Below are 24,820 nucleotides of genomic sequence, written 5' to 3'. Positions count from 1 at the left end.
ATTACCAATTGATATATTATGAGAAACAAACTATAATAAAAGTATTATTTGTTACCATCCTTTTCCTCCTACATACAGGATCTAACAAATACCTCTTAATACTTAAGAGTTGAAATCTATTTAATGTAAATAGATAACCTAACTATCATTTGATAAATGGTCAAACTTCATTGGAAACAATGTAAGTTAAGCGATGTTTCTCATAGTATTTGTAGGAAGTGCTTCGCTGATAAAATTAGAGAAACTAAAAAAATACTATTTTGTTCAATTCTGATTTAACAGAGATTGAAAAGAAAAAGTGTATCTGCGATAAATGTAGGTACTTTTATTTTTATAGACAAAAAAGGCATGTTAATACTTCGGTTTTTCATGCCTAACCCTTTGTCTATAAAAAAGCTTTTTCACTTAAAAGCCACTTAAATAAGACGTTAGTGGCTTTTTTTGTGTTAAAAATTAAAATACGCCTTTCTACCTCGGCGTAAAACAGGTATGGCATAGTTTTCTTGCCATACCTGGCAGAGGACTGTGGAAAGGAAGAGATGAAAATTAAGCAAATGGAGTTATTTCAAGAACACATTCAAAAAAAAGATTCTTTAATCAACATGGATAGAGTAAAAGAAAACTTAGCTTATTATGGGAACGATAATGCTGATCTGTTCGATTTACTCGTTGGAATTCTAGGATCAGATGCTTCTCCTCAATTATGTTCAAAGATATCTAATATTGGACTAAGAGATTTATTTGATATGCAAATAGAGGAACTTATAAAGGTCATTTGTATTGATGAATCGACAGCAATAAAGTTGTATTCTGTATTTGGAATTGCTAAAAAGATTCAGTCTTTAGCACCAGACAAAGAAAATAACATTATTAAGTCTCCAGAAGATGTTTCAAAACTGATTATGGAAGAGATACGGTACTTAAAAAAAGAAGTGTTTGGGTGCTTTTATTGAATGTTAAAAATAAGGTAATTTCAAAAAAAATAATTTCTTCGGGTAGTCTTAATAGTGCTTTTGTTCATCCTAGGGAAGTATTTATTGAAGCAATTAAGAGGTCAGCGGCTTCTATTATTTGTTTTCATAATCATCCTTCTGGTGATCCAACACCGAGTCCTGAAGATATCGAAATAACAAAAAGATTAAAAGATACAGGAGAACTGATTGGAATTAATTTTTTTGATCATATCATTATTGGTGATGGTATCTTTTATTCTCTAAAAGAATTAAATTACATCTAAAAAACGCCTACCTAGGCGATAAAACAGGTATGGCATAGTTTTTAATTGCCATACCTGGCAGAGGACTAAGGAAAGAATAATATACGTGAAGCAGAATCAAATTAAGAATAAACATCAAAAAACAACTCTTCATTCCTCAATGTTGAGCTGTTTGATGTGTCGTGGTAAAAATATGATAACTTATATTGAAGCAAGTACTAATAATAACATAATTGAAAAACAGAATACAACAATATATAAAATAAATAAAACAAGATAATAGTTACGTAGTTTAGTTGTTCTAAAAGATTTATGTAGGTTATAGAAGAGTATATTACCTATGATATTTATCTGTTCCTAGCAGATGATCCCCAACTTCAAAGTGAAACAATGTGAAACGAGTGAAAGTTAAGTGGGGGATGAATGCATCTGCACACTCGAACAAACGTTTGTAATCATTTCCTTTTTGTTGTAAAATGAAACTAAGCGAGGTGGGGAAATGTTAGTCAATAAAGCCTATAAATTTCGCATCTATCCTACAAAGAAACAAGAAATCCTAATCCATAAAACGAATGTGGTTGCAAAGAAGGCGGGTTTATCAAATGTGACCGTATATAAAACAGGTGTATTCTTTAAACAAATAAAGCAAAGGGGGTTACTACTTGGATAAGGAAGACAGAATCGCTGGTCAGAATGCTTTGTCCTTTCTATGTATCGGTGCAAAGATAAAGGGGATTAATTTTTATGGCATGAAACTCCTTCTTTCGGATAACGAAAAAAATTCAAATCGAATTGATGGGCAGATTTATATAAACATTGAAAGTGAATTTTCCATATATAAATCAATGCCTAATAAAACTCCATTACTTGATGACTTACCTAAATTAGATTGGATTGAGGCTTCAAAATTACTATGTGAGTTGAGATTGAAAAAGATAGTTGATGTTTCTTTAGGCAATGTTAGTCCTCATTTATCTATGACATTTGAAACGGGAGAAGTTCTCTTCATATGGGGACATCACGAACAATATGAGAGTTGGCAAGTCGGTGTATATTGTTCATCACAAAATAATGAAAGTTGGGAAGTAGTTGCCTGTCCGAGTGATGGGTTAGCAGTGTTTGGTCCAGAGGATATAATCAATAAAAATATATGATAAAAAGCAATAGTTATTAAAATAAAGGGATGCGTTAGTTGAAGCATTTATCTTAATTTATATATATAGGATAATAAAATGTGTTATTTTACTATCCTATATTCATTTAATTAGTGGAATTACATATATAAATCGAGATATTAACGCAGGACTTAATCTTAGAAACGAAACCATTCGTCTCTTAACCGTAGGAACTACGGGGATAGCCTAATCCATTAGAGACCATTAGGTTTCTGTACTTAGGAATCCCCCACTTCAAATGCAAAGCGTTAAGTGGTGGGAGTGTTCAAAGCTGGTGAAAACAACCAAAGATAATAAGAATGTAACCGACCATTCATTCAAACGAAAGCTTAACACTATCGAAGCAATTGAAAAACTAGCAGTAAATATAAACCACAACAATGGTATAATCCAGATCATTCACTAACTCCTTTTATTTAGACATACACACTCATATAATTACATATTTTGACATTTTTTAGTAGAAAAAAATATTCATTTATATACCTGGAGATTGTTAAATTTGATTGCTTGGTAATATAAATAATAGATTGATATATTATCTAAAAAAATATATAATCTAACTATATTGTTCATTCCATTCTTCTCCTATGCGCAGGATGTGGTGAATATCTCTTTTCTAAAAAGAGAGGAAGTCTATTTTTCAAATAGATAACCCAAGTATCAATTGATAACGGGTCAAGTTCAAAATAGAAATGTTTTGAAATAAGCGACGTTCTCATGTATCAAAATAGGATGATACTCGCTGATAAAATGAGAGAAACAAAAAATTATACTTACTTCAGGTGCTGATTTAAACAGAGACTTGAACTAAAGAAACAAAGTGTGTTGTTAATTGAAGCATACTTTTTTTGCATTTAAATTTAAGAAGGGAGGGAGTCCCTTGTCGTATTTTATTATAGGACAAGGGGTGATCCCTATCCTTTAAATAAATATGACGTTGGACGAAAAAGTTGAAGTATATAAGGCAACCAGTAACGTTTGCTAGTCAAAAGATCGTATGAACTCTTTTTAGAGTTTTGCGGTCTTTTTTTACACATTTAATTTCATCAAGATATTACTGTTGAATATAAGGAGGGTGAATATTATGACAGATATATTAACACTCAATAATGAAGTAGTTGTCACTATTAATAATATAGGATGTTTCAAAGGTAGGATTGTAAATGTAACTGATGATACATTTTCTTTAGATCAAAATACAACTGTCCTGGCTTCACATATTCCTGATTTAGAGAAGCAAGATTTTACATTTAATAAAAAAGAAATATATTTATTAAGGTATGTATGCTGATGGCGAATTTAAAAACATATTTTGATGGCAAAGCCTTAGATAATCGTTTGTTTGTTATTAAGATTAATGGATTTGAGCGTTATATACACGCTAAAACTGTTGTTTTGATTATTTTAGGATTAGATTATAAACATCAAAAACTAGTAGAAAAACAAATTCTTAAAGTTGAAAAAGATAATGGAGATATTTATGAACTCTTAGAATTTATTGCGATAGGGTTTATAAAGTCTTTAGATATCATTGATAGTGAAAATGTCATTCGTCATTAAACGAATTAAAATATAAAGGAGGTATAACTTATAACCTAATATTTTAGAAAAAATAACCAAAGTATTCATTTAATAAATAAAAAAGGAAGAAAGGACTTTAGCGATTGGGGCCCCCCCCAAACAAGTCCTCTCCTCCTCTACTGTACTTCCCCAAGTACAGCATTGCCCATAAACATATTTACCAAAAGGTAAACACAAGACTATAAACCACAGAAATCTTTAAAAGGAGTAAAAGACTGTGGATACTTCCTATTCTATAACAGAGACTTAATAAAATCTACATTAATGTAATAATTTAAATTTTAGTCCAAGTAATGAAGGTAAACTTTTTGAACTAAATTTATATGAATAAAGGACTATTTTTATGAAATTTATATACATATTTTTCATGTAGTAAGCAACATTTTACTTAAATTGGTTTAGCTTTGGAAAAAAAGGATTGAAGTATCTTAAAATAATAATGCGAGACTAATGAGGAGGAACATCAACGAAATGGCGTTTGATTCCTGCTTGTTTTGTAGAATGAGAGGAAAATTATCAGTTTTTGTCGAAAGTAATTACGAAAAAAGAGGTAAAAGAATATGAACATAGGTGATTAAAAATTAGGGAAAGGGATTACAAGAAATGAATGAATTAATAAATGATGCAGTAAGTATTTATCTCCCAATATTAGGTATTATACTTGTGTTAATAAGAACAATTACATCTGTAATCAATAAGACTGTAGCAGAAATAATCTTGACACCCATTAATAAGAGGGTATGGGATAATTTTATAGATATTTTATTCATTAGCTGTATAATAATTGGTTTTATTCACATTATTAACTACAATATTGATAGTCCTATCTTTAAAACTATAGATAAAATTATTACTCCTATAACGGTATTTACAATTTTGATTTCAATTTTGATTTTAGTTGTTGTTTTTATAATTTCTATATTTTCAACTCTGCATTTTAGACTAAGGAAAATCACCAATATAATACTTGCGATTAATGGGATTAGTGTTTTAGTTTTTACTGTATTAATAGGAATGAATACAAAAAATGAATATCTAACAACAAATTTCTATGATAATTCTAACGCAAAAATATTCTTATATTTCATAGCGTGGTTTATAATTTATTTGACTCTTTTATATACATATATATCTATTTTCCGTTATTTTAATAAAATAAATCCTAAAGTCTATCAAATATTAAAGATTTCTGATGATGAGATAGAAAAGACTTTAGCTGAACTCCATTTTGTTTATACAATAGATCATGAAAGGCATATCCTTAAAGAATATCCACACTCTAATAGAACTAAAAATTATTTTCCCTTTTACGTTTATTATCCTAAAGACAATAGACTAATAAAATATATGGAAGCTAATTCAAAGTAATGAAGCAATGATCGAGATATTATAATTGGAAAGGAAATTCCACTACGAATAATACGTTGTAATTTTAAAGGAAAGTTTGATTCTAGAATCCATTTTGATCAATCTTTTTTTCAAAATGGATTCTTTTTGTTTGCCATAGAATACTAGTTTGCATGAATTTTTAGATCAAACTTTAATTTAAATCAACACTTATATATGTTTTAATGGAAAGGAATATTAAGTGAATATATCTTATTCACCTTGAGAAACAAGTAGTATTTTATTAGCTAAATAATTTTCATCCTTAAAACTATGAATAATAAATCTTAATGGATAAAGTATTACCGTGGTCAACGAATCTACCCTCTATTTGTAGGGTACCGAAAAAAGTGAAATGACCGAAAGTTCTTGATTAAATTAATCGATTGAGCCTACGAAAAAAACGAATAATAACTACTTTAAATGTGCTTTTTTTGATTTGATTACTTTTATCACTAATATTGAAACTAATTTTATTATCGAATAGTAGAAACCAAGGGAAGATTATAAACCAAAACTTTGCTAAACTTATTATTGAACATGATCATTTGGATAGCGGCTATTTATGTTATGCGTTGAATGAATCATACTCAATGAAAAAGCAAATGGCAATTTCCATGCAAGGAAGTACTGTGCCAAAATTAACTTCAGCGATTTTAAAAGAGTTGAAATCGAGTTACCAAGTATTGAGAAACAACGGACGATTGGAAAAGCTTATTTCTTTTTGAAAAAGCGCTTAGCTTTGGCAAAAGAAACAAGCAGAACTTGAAGAGCAACTTTATTTAGAAGTATTGAAGCAATTAGAACAATCATAGAAAAAGTGAGGAACTCAATATGGCTGAATTAAACTCAAAATTATTTAGTGCCGCAGACAACTTGCGAAGCAAAATGGATGCATCAGAATACAAAAACTATTTATTAGGATTGATCTTTTATAAGTACTTATCTGATAAGTTATTAGAAAAAGTAGTTGAAATAGCAGATGAATCGCTGGAAGAATACAACACACAAGAAAAACAAACTCAATTGTATCTGAATTTATTAGCAGATGAAGAGGAAAAACATGATTTGATTGAAACGTTAGTAGATACATTGGGGTATCATATTGAATCAGCGTATTTATTCAATGTATTAACCAGTCAAGCGAAACAAAACACGTTTCAGTTGAATGACTTGAACAAGGCCTTTATTGATTTGTCTACGAAATATGACCAATTTAATGGATTGTTTGACGATATAGATTTGAACTCAAAAAAACTGGGATCAGATGATCAACAAAGAAACATAACCATTTCAGAAGTACTGAAGAAACTAGACGATATCGATGTAATAGGCCATAATGGCGATGTCATTGGGGATGCCTATGAGTTCTTGATTAGTCAATTTGCTTCAGAAGCTGGTAAGAAAGCTGGAGAATTCTATACACCTCATGAAGTATCTGACATGATGGCTCGTATTGCCGCAATGGGTCAAGAAGATAAAAAATTGTTTAGCGTATATGACCCAACCATGGGATCAGGTTCCTTGATGTTGAATATTCGAAACTATATTAACCATCCAGATAGTGTAAAGTACCATGGACAAGAACTAAATACAACAACCTATAATCTAGCGAAGATGAATCTGATCTTGCATGGGGTTGATAAAGAAGATATACGTTTACGAAATGGGGATACATTGAACAAAGATTGGCCGACAGATGAGCCTTATACCTTTGATTCGGTCCTTATGAATCCACCTTACTCTGCGAAATGGTCCGCAGATGACACATTCTTAGATGATTCTCGTTTCAATCGTTACGGGAAGTTAGCGCCAAAATCAAAAGCAGACTTTTCCTTTCTTTTACATGGATTCTATCATTTGAAAGATACGGGAACAATGGCAATCGTCTTGCCACACGGGGTACTGTTCCGTGGAGCTGCAGAAGGTGTGATTCGTAAGAAATTATTAGAAGATGGCAGTATTTATTCCATAATTGGCATGCCAGCAAACTTATTCTTTGGGACATCGATTCCAACAACAGTCATAATCTTGAAGAAAAATCGTATCACTCGTGATGTTTTATTTATTGATGCAAGTAATGAGTTTATAAAAGGAAAGAACCAAAATAAACTTTCCAAAGAAAATATTGATAAGATTGCCGAAACGTATGAGAAGCGCGAAGATGTGGAGAAATATGCCCACCTCGCTTCCTTTGAGGAACTCAAAGAGAATGATTTCAATTTGAACATCCCTCGCTACGTAGATACCTTTGAGGAAGAAGCACCTGTTGATATGGCTACAATAGGCTCAACAATTCAAGACATCCGAAAAGAAAAAGCAGAACTAGAATCTAGCCTATATGACATGATTTCTTCACTACAATTTGATGAAGAAAACGTAGAATGGATTAAGGGAGCATTAGAGGTGTTTCATCGTGAGAAATAAACATACACCAGAAATTCGATTTGTGGAATTTACTGAAGAATGGAAGCATCGTAAGTTGGGAGACCTAATTAAAATATCTTCTGCGGCTCGAGTTCACAAAAATGAGTGGACAACATCTGGTGTTCGTTTTTTCAGATCAAGTGATGTCGTGTCTAACTTTTATGGAAAGAAAAATACACTAGCATTTATTTCATATAGTTTATACAACGAGCTTTCTAAAAAATCTGGTCTTGTGCAACCCGGAGATATATTAGTAACAGGTGGAGGAACTATAGGAATTCCTTACCTCGTAGTAGATACAGAACCATTATATTTTAAAGATGCTGATTTGATCTGGCTTAAAAGTGCAAATAAAATTGATGGATATTTTCTATACTCTTATTTTGTGACGACTCAATTACGTAAATATATTTCAAGTATTACACATATTGGAACAATCTCTCATTATACTATTGAACAAGCCAAAGACACTCCAATAATATTACCTGAACCAGTAGAACAAACCCTAATAGGAAGCTTTTTCAAAAAAATAGATGACACTATCTTTCTTCATCAGCAAGAACTAACGACCCTCATACAAACAAAACTGGGGTTCTTGCAAAAAATGTTCCCAAAAGAAGGGGAGTCCGTGCCGGAAGTTCGTTTCCCAGGATTTACGGGAGAATGGGAAGAGCGTAAGTTTTTTGATAACATAAAAAATATTATAGATTTTAGAGGTAGAACTCCAAAAAAACTCGGGTTTGAATGGAGTGAAAGTGGTTATTTGGCTCTATCTGCTTTGAATGTAAAAAATGGGTACATAGATCCATCTGCTGATGCTCATTATGGTGATGAAGAATTATATCAAAAATGGATGGGGGGACGGGAATTAAAACAAGGACAGGTACTATTTACGACAGAAGCACCCATGGGAAATGTAGCTCAAGTACCTGATAATAAGGGATATATTCTTAGCCAAAGAACCATAGCATTTGATGTCGATGAGAACAAAATAACTAATAACTTTCTTAGAGTATTGCTTTGTTCTCCTAAAGTGTTTAATGAATTATCATCACTATCAAGTGGAGGTACTGCTAAAGGTGTCAGTCAAAAATCGCTCTCGCAGTTAAAAGTACAAGTCCCTAAATCATTAGAAGAACAAATCAAAATCGGAAACTTCTTTGAAAAAATGGAAGAAACTATCACTCTTCATCAACGTGAATTAGATGCACTGAAAGAAACGAAAAAAGCTTTCTTACAAAAGTTGTTTGCCTAATTGAATAGAAAAAAGGGGAGAAACATGACAAAGATAAAGCATAACGATGAAGCCGAAGTGGAACGCCGCCTGATTGATGTGTTAGGGGAAGGGTATAATCAGTGGAATTATCGTCCCGATCTAAAATCAGAAGAAGACCTATGGAAAAACTTGCGTAAAATAATCACTCAAAATAACTTATCAGAAGTTGGAGAATATCCTATTACTGATAAAGAATTTGACAAGATTAAAACAGAATTATTATCGAAAATACAGACACCCTTTGATGCTGCTAGGTGGCTCAAAGGGGAAAATGGAATTGCTCGTATTACAATTGAGCGTGAAGATGTTTCACTGGGTTCAATGTCGTTGGTGTTGTATTCCAACCAAGATATTGGTGGCGGTATCTCTACTTATGAAGTCGTTCATCAGATTGCGAAACAAAAGGCAAGCGTTGATGGTCGTGACCGCAGATTTGACGTGACTCTTCTAATCAATGGATTACCAATTGTTCAGATTGAATTGAAACAGGTCAGTGCCAAAGACGGTGTATTTCAAGCGTATAATCAAATTAAGAAATACGCGGAAGAAGGGATATTTAGAAATAATATTTTTTCTACACTCCAATTATTTGTCATTTCCAACGAGCAAACGACTCGCTATTTTGCCAATGCGATGCCAAAAAACATGCATAAGAAATTGGTCTTTAGCTGGCGAACAAAAGACAATCGAAAAGTAGAAAATCTCTATGAATTTGTGAAGCAAGTCTTAAATATTCCAGATGCACATCGCTTGATATCCGATTATACCATTGTGAGTGAGGAACAAGACGAAAAAGTATTAATGGTGTTACATCCTTATCAAATTCATGCCATTGAAGCCTTGTTTACATCTGCCATGAAACATGAATCCGGATATGTTTGGCATGCGACGGGTTCAGGAAAAACGTTGACAAGTTTTGTTTCTACGAAGTTATTAGCTCGCAAACCAGGTGTGGATCGCACAATTATGCTCATTGACCGAAAAGACCTGGACAATCAGACTACCACAGAATTCACCAAATTTGCTTCCGAGTTTAATACCGGAATTTCTTCAGGTAATGCCAAATCTAATAGCTTGATTGTTGGTACTGGAAGTGCGAAAGAATTAAGTAATACTCTACTGTCTGATGTAAATTCCAATACAGTGATTATTACTACTCGTCAAAAATTAGAATCTGCCTTGCGCTTTGCCCAAAAACAAGAAGAAAAAGGCACCCAACGCTTTAAAAAACTACTGGGACAACATATAGTGTTTGTCGTAGATGAATGCCATCGAGCGTTAAGTGCAGGAGGGATGGATGAGATTAAGAAGTTCTTTCCAAAATCTACATGGTTTGGGTTTACAGGTACGCCGATCTTTGATGTAAATAAAAAACAAGCGAAAGGCCAATTAGCTCGGACTACTCATGATCAATATGGCGAAGTCTTACATACTTATACAATTAAGAATGCGTTAGATGATGGGGCTGTTTTAGGATTCCAAGTAGAGCATGAAGATACGATTGAAACAACATCATTAATAAATAGTATTTTTAAACAACTGCGTCAAAATGAAAAATATGCTCATTTTAGTGACGATGAAATTAATGAGATGATCGATCAAATGGATGGAATAGAAAAGGAAGCGTATCTTGAACCATCTACTTTCGAACGTGATAAACATATTCAAAAAGTCATTCATAAAATTTTCCGACCCGATAACGCCTATACCAAATTTGATTTCCAAAATGGCGGCCCACAAAAGTCTGCCATTTTAACAACAAGTTCCATTGATATGGCGAAACGCTATTATCACGCAATCAAGAAAATGACCAAGGATCCAGAATGGTTGACGAAAGAATTTGTTGGACAACCGATACGAACAGGGCGTACGATTGAAGATTCAGACTTCCCTCGGGTTGCCATCACCTATTCGATACAAGAAAACGAAGATGATTCGAAACAAATTCAAGATGAAATGAAAGAAATTATCAAAGACTATAACGATTATTATCATACTGCCTGGTCGATAGAAGATATTGAACGATATAATGGAGACATCAACAATCGTTTAGCTTGTAAAAAAGCAGAATTTAAAAAAATTGGGAAACAAATTGACCTTGTTATTGTCGTAGATCGCTTATTGACTGGATTTGATGCACCAACGATTCAAACGTTATTTGTGGATCGAAATTTAAGTTATGCCAATTTGATTCAAGCCTTTTCTAGAACTAATCGTACTTATCCAGGAAAGGCAAAGGGATTGATTGTGACATTTCGAAAACCGTCAACAATGGAACAAAATGTAAATGATGCGACGAAGTTATATTCTCAAGAACAAGAGGAATCCCCCCTTGTTTATCCAACTTATGATAAATCGAAAAAGCGCTTCAAAAAGGCTCACAAAACATTGAAAACATTAGTGCCGAATCCAACCGAAATTAACGAGCACTCTCCGCTTGAAAATAGGATTGAATTTGTGAAAGCTTTCCAAGAGTTGAATAATGCCTACGAAGCTTTAATTACGTATGATGAATACAACGATGAAATGGAGAAGTCAAAAGTACTTCAAGACCAGGTGAAGACCTTAGAAGAATATATTGGCGTGTACAATACAGTTAAGGGATCGCTAGTTGATGAAGGGAGCAGTGATGAACCAGGACCAGATTTTTCAGACATTGAATTCTATGGAGAAAATGCTATTAAGATCTATGATATTGACTCAACCTATATTGATCGACTATTAGGAACATACTCAGCCCATAATCAGAGCATCCGTGACGAGATCGAAAAAGCACTCCAAAAACTGAAAAAATCAGAAATTGTTAAAGAAGTATATCGTACGATTTTAAATGCTTTTGATACCAAAGAAATAGATTCGGAGGAAGATATACTTGTAGTGAAACGACGTTTCTTCACTGATTCCTATGATAAAGCGATTGAAGAATTTACGAATACTTGGTTTGTGGAAGAACGGGAGCTGCATTCATCTGCTATTCAATATGTGATTGGAACAGAGCCTATTCCGAATATCGGGGGAATTATTAACAGCAAGCAATTTGATAAGTATAAAGCCGTGCATCCAGATTCAAAACCGTTGAAATATGGACCAGAAATGAAGCGTCAGTGGAGAAAGACATTAGATGAAGTCATTGTACCTTTGAATGACGAGTTGAGATAAAATCGTTTTGAAATTTGATGATATACGGTATTTCTAGCAAATGATTTACGTTTTCTTCAACAATTTAAGCGTGTGTAATAGATACTCTACAAAAGAGAGCTTTGTTGTCCATAACATGTAGAAAATGATCAAACTTTTTTATAAAAATTAAGTAGTCACCTCAAATATAGAATCCATTTTGGATCAATCTTTTTTTCAAAATGGATTCTTTTTGTTTACCATAAAATATAGATTTGGGAGGTGTTAATGATCAATTTTTATTTTAAACTTACATCTTAATGATAACTACTTTTCTAGCCATCGTAGCCATCCCCGGTATCTGTGAATATGCCTCTTCTCTAAATTTCGATTTCCATAGGTACTATTAAATATTCTATTTACTTTTATTTCCTTGGTTATTACACCTATATATGTTAATTAAATTCTGTGAAATTCTAAATATTTGAAATACAATAGAAAATGTTGTTAAAAAAGAAGAGGGTAAATATTTAGCTTAAACAGTGAAGGGCAATGAAATTATGTAAACCTTAGGAGGAATCACACAATGATGAGAAAAACAATCGCAATTTTAAGTATTTATTTATTATTATTCCCAACAGTAGTAATAGCTAATGAAATTCAAGTGACTAACTTTCCATTGACTCATGAGGATGTTAAAAAATCATTGATTGGCGCAGGTACCTATCACACCGTAGGTTTGAAAAGTAATGGAAGTGTGATGGCTGTAGGTAGAGATAATTATGGTCAAGTTTCAGGTGTATTAAGTTGGACAGATATCATAGAAGTGAGTGCAGGGGGTTATCATACTGTAGGTCTAAAGAGCGATGGAAGTGTGGTGGCTGTAGGTATTGATTCTGATGGTCAAACAAATGTATCAGATTGGACAGATATCGTACAAGTGGGTGCGGGTCACAATCATACGGTAGGTCTAAAAAGTGATGGAAGTGTGGTAGCCGTAGGTAGAAATGGATATGGTGAAACAAATGTATCGGATTGGACAGATATCATACAAGTGAGTGCAAATCATAACCGTACAGCTGGATTAAAAAGTGATGGAAGTGTAGTGCATGTAGGGGAAGGTCAGGCTCATAGTGAAAATGTGTCGGATTGGACAGATATCGTACAAGTGAGTGCAGCAGGACAACATACGGTAGGCTTAAAAAGTGATGGAAGTGTCGTAGCCGTAGGTAGTGATTATTATGGTCAAATATCAGGTTTATCGGATTGGACAGATATCGTACAAGTGAGTGCTGGACCAAGATATACGTTGGGTCTAAAAAGCGATGGAAGTGTAGTGGCAATAGGTGAGATTGATCAAGCCACCGTATTGAGTTGGGAAAATATCGTACAGGTGAGTGCAGGAACGTTTTTTCATTCAGTAGCGCTAAAAGGTGATGGAAGTATGGTGGGTGTAGGTAGTGATAGTTTTGGTCAAATCTCAGGCGTATCGGATTGGACAGATATTGCAGTACCAATACCTAACCAGCCAGTTCATGTAATAGCTTCATCTGATGATTCACAAATCTCTATTTCATGGAATAAAGTTTTTGGGTCGGAAAGCTACATAATTAAACGTTCTACAAGTCCAGGAGGTCCTTATGACATTGTAGGTGAAACTAGCTCCACAAGCTTTATAGATATAAATCCAATGGATGGAACTAGGTATTATTATGTCATATGTGCAGTCAACGGTGTAGGAGTTGAAGGTGATCCTTCCAATGAAGTCTCTTCACAGCTTAATTCAGCTCCAATTTCTATTTCACCAGGCTATGTGGATAGTGAACAGATAGTAAGAGGTTCATTCATAGATTTAAATTGGGAAACACTACGTCATCAAAGTGCTTTTCAAGTCCAAATTATGAATGAATTAGATGAAATTATGTATGATTCGGATTGGATTCAAACTGAAAACGTATCGTATACCGTACCTGAAGGGGTATTACAAAGAAATCAGGTTTATTCTTGGAAAGTACGTATTCAAGATGAATTTGGTGTGATTTCACCTTATTCCGATGTTAAATATATTAAACTAAATAATTTACCAACACTATCTATTACTTCACATATTGATGGTCAACAAGCCTTAGAAAATAGTCAAATTTTCACTTGGAATTACAGTGATGAGAATTCACAAATACAGACAACTTACGAAGTGTTAGGTTCACAAGATAATTGGGAAACATGGTCATATAATTCGGGAGTCATAACATCATCGGTTACTACTCATACAACTCCAATGCTAGCAGGTGGAGAGTGGGATTTTGCTATAAGAGTATTCGATGGTATGGAGTGGTCGGAATTAATACATCTTAACAATCTTCAAATACCAGGTACTTATGAGCCAAATGAAGATTTTAATTCTGCATTCCCTATTATCTATCAAAGTTCATATAGTACAACAATTAATTCAGATGTGGATGTAGATTTTTACAAATATATTCCACAAAAAACTGGGATTGACTATGTTTCTTTAATTGTTCCACAAAATACAAACTATGATGTATACATTTATGATGCCGATATGAACTATATGACTGCAGGTAATGAAGAAGTGTACTACTTCGTAGAAAGTAATCAAACCTACTATATTAAAATTATCAGTACAGATGGTAGTTTTTCAGAGGAAGCCTATTCTTTTACAGTTAGCCCTCTGCAAATAAACATCCAAACACAATATCAATATGATGAGAATGGAAATCTAGTTAATAAACAAACAACGATTGAAAATTAATGTTAACGGAATAAAACTTTTATTTTACTAATAAGGAGAAGTACAAAATGATAAAAAGACAGAAAAAATGGCTTTATCTTAGCTTAATATTCATAATATGTTTTACTATTTTCCCAAATTCTAATATAAATACGAATGCTAACGAGACAGATGGATGGATAGAAGTAGATAGTATGAATTATCCCAGATCATCATTCCAAAGTGAAGTGATTGATGGGAAAATATATGTGATGGGTGGGTATAACAAACATTCAGATATAGTAACAAATAGAGTAGAAGTATATAATCCTGATACAAATACTTGGACATACATAGAAAATATGAATGTTGCTAGACATTCTTTTAATAGTGAAGTGATTGATGGGAAAATATATGTGATGGGTGGACAAGGAGTATATAGCACGGATGTACTAGATAGTGTTGAAATGTATGATCCATCAACAAATACTTGGACTCAATTAACAAGTATGAATGATACAAGAACTAAGTTTCAAACAGAAGTAATTGATGGGAAAATCTATGCATTGGGTGGAGTAGATGATGATGGAAATGTTTTAGGGACTGTAGAAGTATATGATTCTTTAATAAATGTTTGGGATTATAAAGCAAGCCTTTATAATCCAAGAGAACGATTCCAAAGTGAAGTTGTGAATGGGACATTAATTGTGATTGGTGGTTATAGGACAGATCAAGTAGAAATGTATAGTTTTTCAAGAGATGAATGGGATTTCGTAAGAGATCTAAAACATAAAAAATATGACTTTCAAAGTGAAATAATAGATAATAAATTGTACGTTATAGGTGGAAATGGTGATTTCACATCAGAAAATGTAGAATATTGGGATTTATCATATTCATCTCCAGTTTGGGTTCTGGCCTCTAGTATGGAATCGGATAATAGACAATACTTCCAAAGTGAAATCGTGAATCATAATATTTATGTTATTGGTGGAAGTGATCACCGTTTTCTTGATTCTGTAAAAATATTTGATCCGGATACGGATGTTTGGCAAAAAGGTCCGAGTTTAAATGTGGATAGGCACGGACATCAATCTCAAGTTGTAGATGGTTCAATCTATGTGATGGGTGGGTACAATGTTGATAAAAAAACATTAACAAGTGTTGAAAAATATACTGTATTACCCAATACTCCCAAAAATTTAATGTCTTTTACAGAAGATTTGAAAGTACAACTTGCATGGAATATGGTAGGTAACGCGGATGAATATGTAGTGAAGAGATCAGAAACATTAGGGGGTCCCTATGAAATTATAGCAGACAATGTCGAGGAAACTTCATTTACAGATAGTAGTGTAGGGGTCGGCATCACTTATTATTATGTCGTTGCATCTAAAACCGAAAGCGGTGAAAGCGGTCATACCAATGAAGTCTCTTCACAGGTTAATTCCGCACCGATTTCTATTTCACCAGGATATGTTGATAGTGAAGAGCTAGTAGAAGGTGCACTTATAGATTTAAATTGGGAAACACTACGTCATCAAAGTGCTTTTCAAGTCCAAATTATGAATGAGTTAGACGAAATTGTGTATGACTCGGATTGGATACAGGCAGAAAACGTATGGTATACCATACCTGAAGAAGTCTTACAGAGAAATCAGGTGTATTCTTGGAAGGTTCGTGCTCAGGATGAATTTGATGGGATTTCACCTTATTCGGAAGAAAGATTGATTAAAATAAACAGTTTGCCAGAGCTAACTATAACTTCTCATACTGATGAACAACAAGAGGATCAAAATAATGTAGCGTTTACCTGGGATTACAGTGATTTAGATCCACAAGAACAAGTGGGTTATCAAGTGATCGGTTCACAAGATAACTGGGAAACATGGTCATATAACTCAGGAGATATTTCATCAGCAAGTATGACTCATACCACTACCTATTTAGTAGGAGGAGAATGGGATTTTGCCATCAAAGTATTTGATGGAATGGAATGGTCAGAGTGGAGATATATCAATAATATACATTTACCTACGACCTATGAACCCAATGACGATGTAGCAACAGCATTTCCAATCTCTTATCAAAGTACATATAGTACGATGATAAGTTCTGCCTTGGATGTGGATTTCTATTCTTTTGAATCAGACCAAACAGGGATTCATTACGTCTCACTTATAGAACCTAGTGATGTCAATTATGAACTGTATATTTACAACAGTGATATGGAATTAGTTGAAGAATTAACCACATTTAATGAGGAATACTTTTTAACAGAAAGTGGACAAACTTACTATTTAAAAGTCATTAGTTCAGATGGTAGTTTTTCAGAAGAACCATACTCATTTACTGTATATCCATTGGAGTTAAATATTGAAACACAATACCAATATGATGACAATGGAAATTTAACAAATAAGCAAAAAACGATTAAAAATTAACCTTAATAATAAAATTATCTTTAAAAAAGGAGAAGGATATAGTGATGAAAAAGCAGAAAAAATGGATACAATTTGGGTTAATATTGATCATGTTTTTTACGATTATTCCATTACCTAGCATACAAACATATACTGAAGCAAATGAAACAGAAGTATGGACAGAAGTAAGTAGTATGAATCATAAAAGAACTAGTTTTCAAAGTGAAATGGTTGATGGGAAGATTTATGTAATGGGCGGTTATAATTTAGATGATGGAATAAGGTATTCTAGTAGTGAATTCTATGATCCGTTAACAAATACATGGATAGAATCAAGCAATATGAATCAGTCTAGGTCAAACTTTACAAGTGAAGTGATAGATAGGAAAATTTATGTTATGGGTGGTCATATAAGTGCTGATTTGAGAAACTTTACTAAAACAAATTCGGTTGAAGTGTATGATCCCTTAAGTAATATCTGGACACAACTTAGTAATATGAAAGATGAAAGAACGGGCTCTAAAACTGAAGTAATAGATGGGAAGATATATGTATTAGGTGGAGATAGTGATGGGAACAGCGCTGAAGTGTATGATCCATTAACGAATATATGGTCAGAAATGAGTAATATGAATTTAAACGTAATTTATACGAGTCACGTGATCGACGGGAAAATTTATGTTTTAGGATATGATAATTCTAATGCTGAGCCCATTACAACACTTGAAGTATATAATCCAAGGACTGATACATGGACTTCACTTAGAGATTTGAATGAAACCAGAGGATGGTTTCAAAGTGAAGTGATAGATGGAAAAATTTATGTAATGGGAGGGTATTTAAATGAGCATTCAGCTAGTGATTCTTTAAATAGTGTAGAAGTTTATGATCCATTGACGAATACCTGGACAGAGTTAAGTATTATGAATTTTAGAAGGTCATCTTTCCAAAGTCAAACGATAAACGGGAAAATTTTTGTGATGGGAGGCATCGATTATAATTCAGGTTCATATTTAAATGATGTAGAAATGTATAACCCTGCAACAAATACTTGGATAGAAATGCCTAGTTTAATTTTTGATAGATATATATCTCAGAGTCATACTTTAAACGGATCCATCTATATAATCGGAGGGAGAGATTTTGAAGATAGTGTGGAAAAAATCGATATCTTACCTCATACTCCTCAAAACGTGAATGCACAAATGAATAATGCACAAATTCAATTGACATGGGAAGAAGTTAATAATGCCGATGAGTATATGGTTAAAAGATCAAATATCAAGGGTGGACCCTATGAAATCATTGCTGACAATGTAGTAGAAAATTCATATGTAGATCAAAATGTAGAAATAGGTACTACATATTTTTATATTATATCTGCTGTTAACCAAATAGGTGAGGGTGAAAATTCAAATGAAGTAACCGTTCTTAATTATGTGCCGAATACTATTTCACCAGGCTTTATAAATGAAGAAGAGTTAGTAGAGGGTACATCTTTAACATTTAATTGGCACCTAATGGATACACAGAATGCATTCCAAATACAAATAGATAATCCTTCAAATGAAGTGTTTTATACTTCAGAGTGGATAAATACAAAGAACTCTTCTTATTCTGCCCCTGGAAATGTTTTGGAAAGAGGGAATGTTTATGGATGGAAAGTACGAATCGAGGATGAGTCTAGTGGGATTTCACCATATTCAGAACCTCGATATATAAAAATAAATAATTTACCAGAACTAACGATTACTTCTCATAGTGATAATGAACAAGTTTCAAATAACAGTGTAAGTTTGGCTTGGAACTACAGTGATTTAGATAATCAAGAACAATTAGCATATCAAGTCATTGGTTCCCAAGATAACTGGGAAACCTGGTCATATAATAGCAGTGAGATAGCTTCTTTAGATAAAACGTATACTACTCCATCATTGGGGAATGGAGAATGGGACTTTGGTATACGAGTGAATGATGGATTAGAATGGTCTGACTGGATTTATTTAAGTAATATACAATTACCTAGTTCTTATGAGCCTAACGACGACTTTACTACAGCGTTTCCTTTTACTTATTCTAGTACGTACAGTACAACCATTTCTTCAGATTCAGATGTGGATTTTTATCAATATACAGCATCACAAACGGGTCTTGATGAATTAACACTTCAATCCACAATAGATAATCATTACGAAGTACATATCTTTGATGGAAATCAAAACTTAATTGGGACAGGTGCTAGTTTAGCTGGTAAAGTCTACTATCTTGTTGAGGGTGGACAAGCCTACTATATAAAAATATTTAGTAGAGATGGTATTTTTTCAGAGGAGCCCTATTCCTTTACAGTAAATCCTTTGGAGTTAAACATTGAAACACAATACCAATATGATGAAAATGGGAATTTGACCAATAAGCAAACTACCATTCAAAACTAGGAGGGGAGCTTAATATTAACCCTATTAGTCACTAGTTTAACCTACAGGCCTTTTCTCCAATTATTATGCGGAGAATGACAAGGCGAAATCGATAAATGCTTTAAATAGAATGGTTAATACAGGTTTAAATAGAGAGGAGTATATTTAATCAGCTTACAGATAGGAATTAGTAAAAAAACATCAATTTTGGGAGGAATCATTTTGATTATAAAAAAAGCAGTAGTTATATTGTGCATATTTTTATTAGTATTTCCATCTTCTCTAACATTTGCAAACGAGAATAATCAAAAGGAAATTACACACTCGTACATTGTTGGATTAAATGAAGACGTTGTAGAGGAAGATTTTATTGAGAAGAAGTTAAAAGATAAGAAAATTAAGAAAATAAAAACGAAGAAAAATAATTTAATTGTCACAGACTTAAATTTAACCGAATATGCAGAAATTGTATTTGATGATGAAGTTTTATTTGTGGAAGAAAATGCGGTAGTCCAAATGACATTAATCAATAAAGTAAACAAAAAAGAACTTAATAATAGTGAACAAATTATGCCATGGGGATTAGTATCCATTGGGGCTGAAACTGCTCTTGAAAATGGTGATGATGGCAAAAATATAAATATTGCTGTCCTGGATACTGGAATATCTGAACATCCAGATTTAGAGATTAAAGGTGGAATCTCTTTTGTTGAAGATACAGATGCTTATCAAGATGATAACGGGCATGGTACGCATGTAGCTGGAACGATTGCAGCGTTAAACAATGAGTTTGGAGTTGTAGGGATCGCTCCTGCATCAAATATTTATGCCGTAAAAGTTTTAGATAATGAAGGTAATGGATCATACGCACAAGTGATTGAAGGTATTCAGTGGGCCATGGATAACAAGATGGATATTATCTCTATGAGTTTTGGAGGAGAAATTTATAGTCAAGCTCTTCACGAAGCCATTCAGGAGGCTACGGATGCAGGTATTTTAGTGATTGCAGCAGGGGGGAACTTAGGATTAGGAGAAGAAACCTTAATATTTCCAGCAGGATTCCCAGAAAGTATATCAGTTGGTGCTGTAGATGAAAATTTAGAAAGAGCAGAATACTCTAGTACTGGTTCCGAATTAGATTTAGTGGCTCCTGGAACATCTATTTTAAGTACTTTAAATGATGATACATATGGTGAAATGTCTGGGACATCTATGGCTGTGCCGCATGTAACAGGTGTAGCAGCAGTAGTATGGGCTAATCATAAAAAGCTGACTTCAGAAGATGTTATGAATCAATTATTTACATCAGCTGTATCTTTAGGTGATACCAATGAATATGGTCATGGATTAGTAACAATACAAGAAGATTTCCAAGATAGACAAGAATCCAATGAGATAGATGATGAAATTATTGAAGAAGAACCATTGAATGATGTAGAAGAACAAGAAAACTTATTAAATGATTTAGAAGAAACAGAAACACTAAATTTGAATCAAATGAATAGTTCTGCTGTTACTTTAACTCATAATGAGATGAAAAACAACAACATTAGTGGGTGGAATCATACGGTAGGTTTAAAAAGCGATGGTAGTGTAGTAGCTGTTGGACGGAATGATTTTGGCCAATTAGGAGTTGGTGATTGGAGAAACATCGTGGAAGTGTCAGCAGGACAAAAGCATACAGTAGGATTAAAAATGGATGGAAATGTAGTGGCTGTTGGAGATGATAATTCAGGTCAGTTAGGGATCGAGGGTTGGACAGATATAGTTGAGGTGTCAACAGGAATTTATAATACTTTAGGCATAAAAAGTGATGGGAGTGTAGTAGCTGTTGGATGGAATAATGTTGGACAGTTGGAGGTTGAGAGCTGGACAGATATCGTAGAAGTGTCAGCAGGATATTCTCATACGGTAGGTTTAAAAAATGATGGGAGTGTAGTAGCAGTAGGATACAATAGTGATGGTCAATTAGAAATTGAAAGCTGGACAGATATAGTAGAAGTGTCAGCAAGAGGATTCCATACGGTAGGCTTAAAAAGCGATGGAAGTGTAGTAGCCGTAGGACGTGATGATTACGGTCAATTAGGAGTTGATGGTTGGACAGATATAATTGAAGTGTCAACAGGGTATTATCATACGCTAGGTGTGAGAAGTGATGGAAGTGTAGTGGCCGTAGGACGTGATGATTACGGTCAATTAGGAGTTGATGGTTGGACAGATATTGTAGAAGTGACCGGAGGAATTTATTATACAGTAGGCTTAAAAAGTGATGGAAGTATAGTGGCCGTAGGACGTGATAATTATGGTCAGTTAGGAGTTGATGGCTGGACAGACATAAAAACTCCCTCAATAAACGGGGTGGATAATACGCCTGATACTGCTCCAGAAATCATTTTCTCTTCTATTTCTTCTAGTGATGGAGGGGACTTAGCAGGTGAAGGTAGTACGGTAGAATTAACTATTGGATTAAATGAGGGAATTGTGAAGGATCCATATATCACTATCTTGGGGAAACCTACCAATATATCATATACTCGACATAGTCTAGTTGCCTCAGTCACAGTAACCAAAGATGATCCAATTGGAGAAATTGAATTTTCCATACAAGGTTTAGAAGATTACTCTGGCAATATTTCAGAACCAATCACTTTTACTACAGCTATGGATGGGACTAAAGTTACCAGAGTAATAGATACTGATTTAATCTTAATGACAGAACCTTTAGGATATAGCGAAGATTTCATATTGGAAAAAGCACAAGAAGTATTAATTCCTCTTTTACAAGAAAGAGACATAAGATTGGGTTTATCAGTAGACACTTTAGGAGGGTTTGTGCAAAATCCAGTTAGTGCATCGACTACCGTAACGAATGATTACTATACTACCAGTGGAGATCAGGGAACATATGGAGTTTCTATAGGGTTTAAGGCGATCCCTGCTATTAACACAATTATGTTAGATCATATGGATTTGACAGAAAAAGTTACTGGATTTAATTTATCCACGAATAAATTAACAATGGAAGTTAATGCAATAGACAGTGAAGGTAATATTGTTCCCTTATATACTGAAATAGTTTGTGATGCAAATAATGATAACTTAGAAGATGATAGATATAAGTGTTCTGATAATAAGTATATAAAATTCACACAAACTCAGTATAGTAGATGGGGAGATATGATAGTATACGATAATCCAGATGAACTACGATTATATTCTATAGGTTTTATAGCAGAAGCTTATGATTCTAGAGAACTCACGAATCAAGAAACTGATAATTTTATAAGTGATGAGTATATATATGAATATATATTTGATCAAGAAGATATGAGTTATAAAGAATCAATCCAAAACAACCTTTCAGTTGATGTGATGACAGATGATATAAATTATTATTACACAATTGGAGGTGAACGAAGTAGTATAAGTATTAGTGGTAGAGCTAGTTTTACATTAATTCCGGAAGGGAATTTAATCTATCAACCTTTTGTTTCTTATTATAAAGAAGGTTCTCATCTTGAATATATGATGCCTTATTATAGGATAAATGGTCTTAATGTAAGAGTACATACCCAAGATAGCAATAATAACGAAGCTAGATATACTAAAAAAATAGCTGCTAGCGGTGGAGGTAGTGTAGACCAAGTTATATCATATGTAAATATAGAGGATGATTTAACAGTAGAAAGTATCAGTCCTTATATTGATGGTAAACGCTGTGAAACTATAGTATTTTCAGAGGCTGAAGAGTGTAATAATAAAACAAATCTGTATAATGAGGCGACGGGTGTCCGTATGCAAGACGATGATGCAATTTATAAAGGTGCTCCAGATTTAAAGTATCTTGATTACGAAATGAATCTAAATAATGTCGAAGGAAGTTTCTATGGATTAATTCTAAATAATAATGTGAATACATCTTTTATGATGGAAGGAATGGATTCAGCAAACTTCGATTTTATTGGTATAGGAAATGAAGGGAATAAATCTAGTATTCAATCATTAATAGATTATAATAACGGAATTGGAACGTATATAGATAATTCAGATATGGATGCTGTTATGAGAAACTTAGCCGATTATATCATTGAAAAACATTATGGTATTAACCAGCCTATGAATCTACAGGCATTGGCTAGTGACTCAAAAGTTGACCTTACATGGGATATTGTAGAAACCGCAGAGAGTTATAATGTTAAACGATCATCTACACTAGAAGGACCTTATGAAGCCATAGCTGATAATATACTGAGTCCTTATTTTAGTGATACAACAGTTGTAAATGGTAACAGTTATTATTACGTTGTAACATCAATAAGTAATATTGGAGAAAGTCCAAATTCTAATAGTGTACATGTAATATTAAATAATTTACCTACATTAAACATTACTTCTCATAGTGATGGACAACAATTAACAGAAAATATAATTACTTTTCAATGGGATTATAGCGATATAGATACGGAAACACAATTAGCATATCAAGTAATCGGTTCACAAGATAACTGGGAAACATGGGTCTATTTTTCTGAAACGATATCTTCACCCCTTACAACTCACACTACTCCACAATTGGCAGGGGGAGAATGGGATTTCGGGATTCAAGTATATGATGGAACAGATTGGTCTGGATGGAGTTATGTCAACGATCTTCTATTACCTATTTCTTATGAACCCAACGATGATGTAACTACAGCATATCCGATTGCTTATCATAGCTTTTTTAGTTCTACTATAAGTTCAGAAAATGATTCGGATTTCTATAAGTACATTCCAAGTGGAACTGGTGTGGATACTATTTCATTTCAATCACCTGAAAATGCTAAATATAATCTGTATGTTTATGATATAAATATGAATTTACTGAATGGAATATTAGCTAGTGAACTTTATTATTTAGTAGAAAGTGGACAAACTTACTATATAAAAGTTTTTAGTGCAGATGGTAGTTTTTCAGAGGAACCATATTCCTTTACAGTAAGTCCTTTAGAGTTAAACATCGAAACACAGTACCAATATGATGAAAATGGAAACCTAACAAATAAACAGACTACTATTCAAAACTAGGGGT

13 protein-coding genes and 2 pseudogenes are annotated in these 24,820 nt (G+C 33.3%); all 15 read left to right on the top strand.

What is annotated here, in order from left to right; translation table 11 throughout:
- The first annotated feature begins 539 nt into the window (after positions 1-539).
- A complete protein-coding gene (locus tag EPK97_RS22075) occupies positions 540-953 on the top strand; it encodes a Mov34/MPN/PAD-1 family protein (protein WP_240903912.1) in 414 nt (137 codons plus the stop codon).
- A complete protein-coding gene (locus tag EPK97_RS22070; protein WP_240903911.1) occupies positions 950-1,237 on the top strand; it encodes a JAB domain-containing protein in 288 nt (95 codons plus the stop codon). Before EPK97_RS22075 ends, EPK97_RS22070 begins: the two co-directional genes overlap by 4 nt.
- 478 nt (positions 1,238-1,715) lie before the next feature.
- Positions 1,716-1,787: pseudogene (locus tag EPK97_RS21215) on the top strand (helix-turn-helix domain-containing protein); the annotation flags it as partial.
- Positions 1,788-1,878: 91 nt separating this feature from the next.
- Positions 1,879-2,370: a hypothetical protein gene (locus tag EPK97_RS21210; RefSeq protein WP_162038609.1), complete on the top strand. Its 492-nt coding sequence runs from the start codon at positions 1,879-1,881 to the stop codon at positions 2,368-2,370.
- Positions 2,371-3,478: 1,108 nt separating this feature from the next.
- The gene (locus EPK97_RS21200; RefSeq protein ID WP_162038608.1) at positions 3,479-3,685 is read left to right on the top strand and encodes a hypothetical protein; all 207 of its coding nucleotides are present in this window, start codon (positions 3,479-3,481) and stop codon (positions 3,683-3,685) included.
- Positions 3,685-3,954, top strand: coding sequence for a hypothetical protein (locus EPK97_RS21195; RefSeq protein ID WP_162038607.1), 270 nt, complete (start codon positions 3,685-3,687; stop codon positions 3,952-3,954). Before EPK97_RS21200 ends, EPK97_RS21195 begins: the two co-directional genes overlap by 1 nt.
- Positions 3,955-4,578: 624 nt before the next feature.
- The gene (locus tag EPK97_RS21190; RefSeq protein WP_162038606.1) at positions 4,579-5,343 is read left to right on the top strand and encodes a hypothetical protein; all 765 of its coding nucleotides are present in this window, start codon (positions 4,579-4,581) and stop codon (positions 5,341-5,343) included.
- Positions 5,344-5,852: 509 nt separating this feature from the next.
- Positions 5,853-6,176: pseudogene (locus EPK97_RS22065) on the top strand (restriction endonuclease subunit S); the annotation flags it as partial.
- A gap of 19 nt (positions 6,177-6,195) precedes the next feature.
- Positions 6,196-7,788: a type I restriction-modification system subunit M gene (locus EPK97_RS21185; protein WP_162038605.1), complete on the top strand. Its 1,593-nt coding sequence runs from the start codon at positions 6,196-6,198 to the stop codon at positions 7,786-7,788.
- Positions 7,778-9,043, top strand: coding sequence for a restriction endonuclease subunit S (locus EPK97_RS22480; protein WP_162038604.1), 1,266 nt, complete (start codon positions 7,778-7,780; stop codon positions 9,041-9,043). The genes EPK97_RS21185 and EPK97_RS22480 overlap by 11 nt, the downstream gene beginning before the upstream one ends.
- 24 nt (positions 9,044-9,067) lie before the next feature.
- On the top strand, positions 9,068-12,223 hold the full coding sequence (locus EPK97_RS21175; RefSeq protein ID WP_162038603.1) for a type I restriction endonuclease subunit R: 3,156 nt from the start codon (positions 9,068-9,070) through the stop codon (positions 12,221-12,223).
- A 544-nt stretch (positions 12,224-12,767) separates the two neighbouring features.
- Positions 12,768-14,954, top strand: coding sequence for a hypothetical protein (locus EPK97_RS22475; RefSeq protein WP_338075741.1), 2,187 nt, complete (start codon positions 12,768-12,770; stop codon positions 14,952-14,954).
- A 47-nt stretch (positions 14,955-15,001) separates the two neighbouring features.
- Positions 15,002-17,356 (top strand): Kelch repeat-containing protein, encoded by a 2,355-nt coding sequence (locus EPK97_RS21165; protein ID WP_162038602.1) that lies wholly within the window; start codon positions 15,002-15,004, stop codon positions 17,354-17,356.
- A 44-nt stretch (positions 17,357-17,400) separates the two neighbouring features.
- A complete protein-coding gene (locus EPK97_RS21160; RefSeq protein ID WP_162038601.1) occupies positions 17,401-19,770 on the top strand; it encodes a Kelch repeat-containing protein in 2,370 nt (789 codons plus the stop codon).
- Between the two features lie 201 nt (positions 19,771-19,971).
- A complete protein-coding gene (locus tag EPK97_RS21155; protein ID WP_162038600.1) occupies positions 19,972-24,816 on the top strand; it encodes a S8 family serine peptidase in 4,845 nt (1,614 codons plus the stop codon).
- Positions 24,817-24,820: the final 4 nt, after the last annotated feature.

This window comes from Chengkuizengella sediminis, assembly GCF_010078385.1.
Taxonomy (GTDB): Bacteria; Bacillota; Bacilli; order Paenibacillales; family KCTC-33759; genus Chengkuizengella; species Chengkuizengella sediminis.
This window is presented reverse-complemented; position numbering and strand designations above follow the sequence as displayed.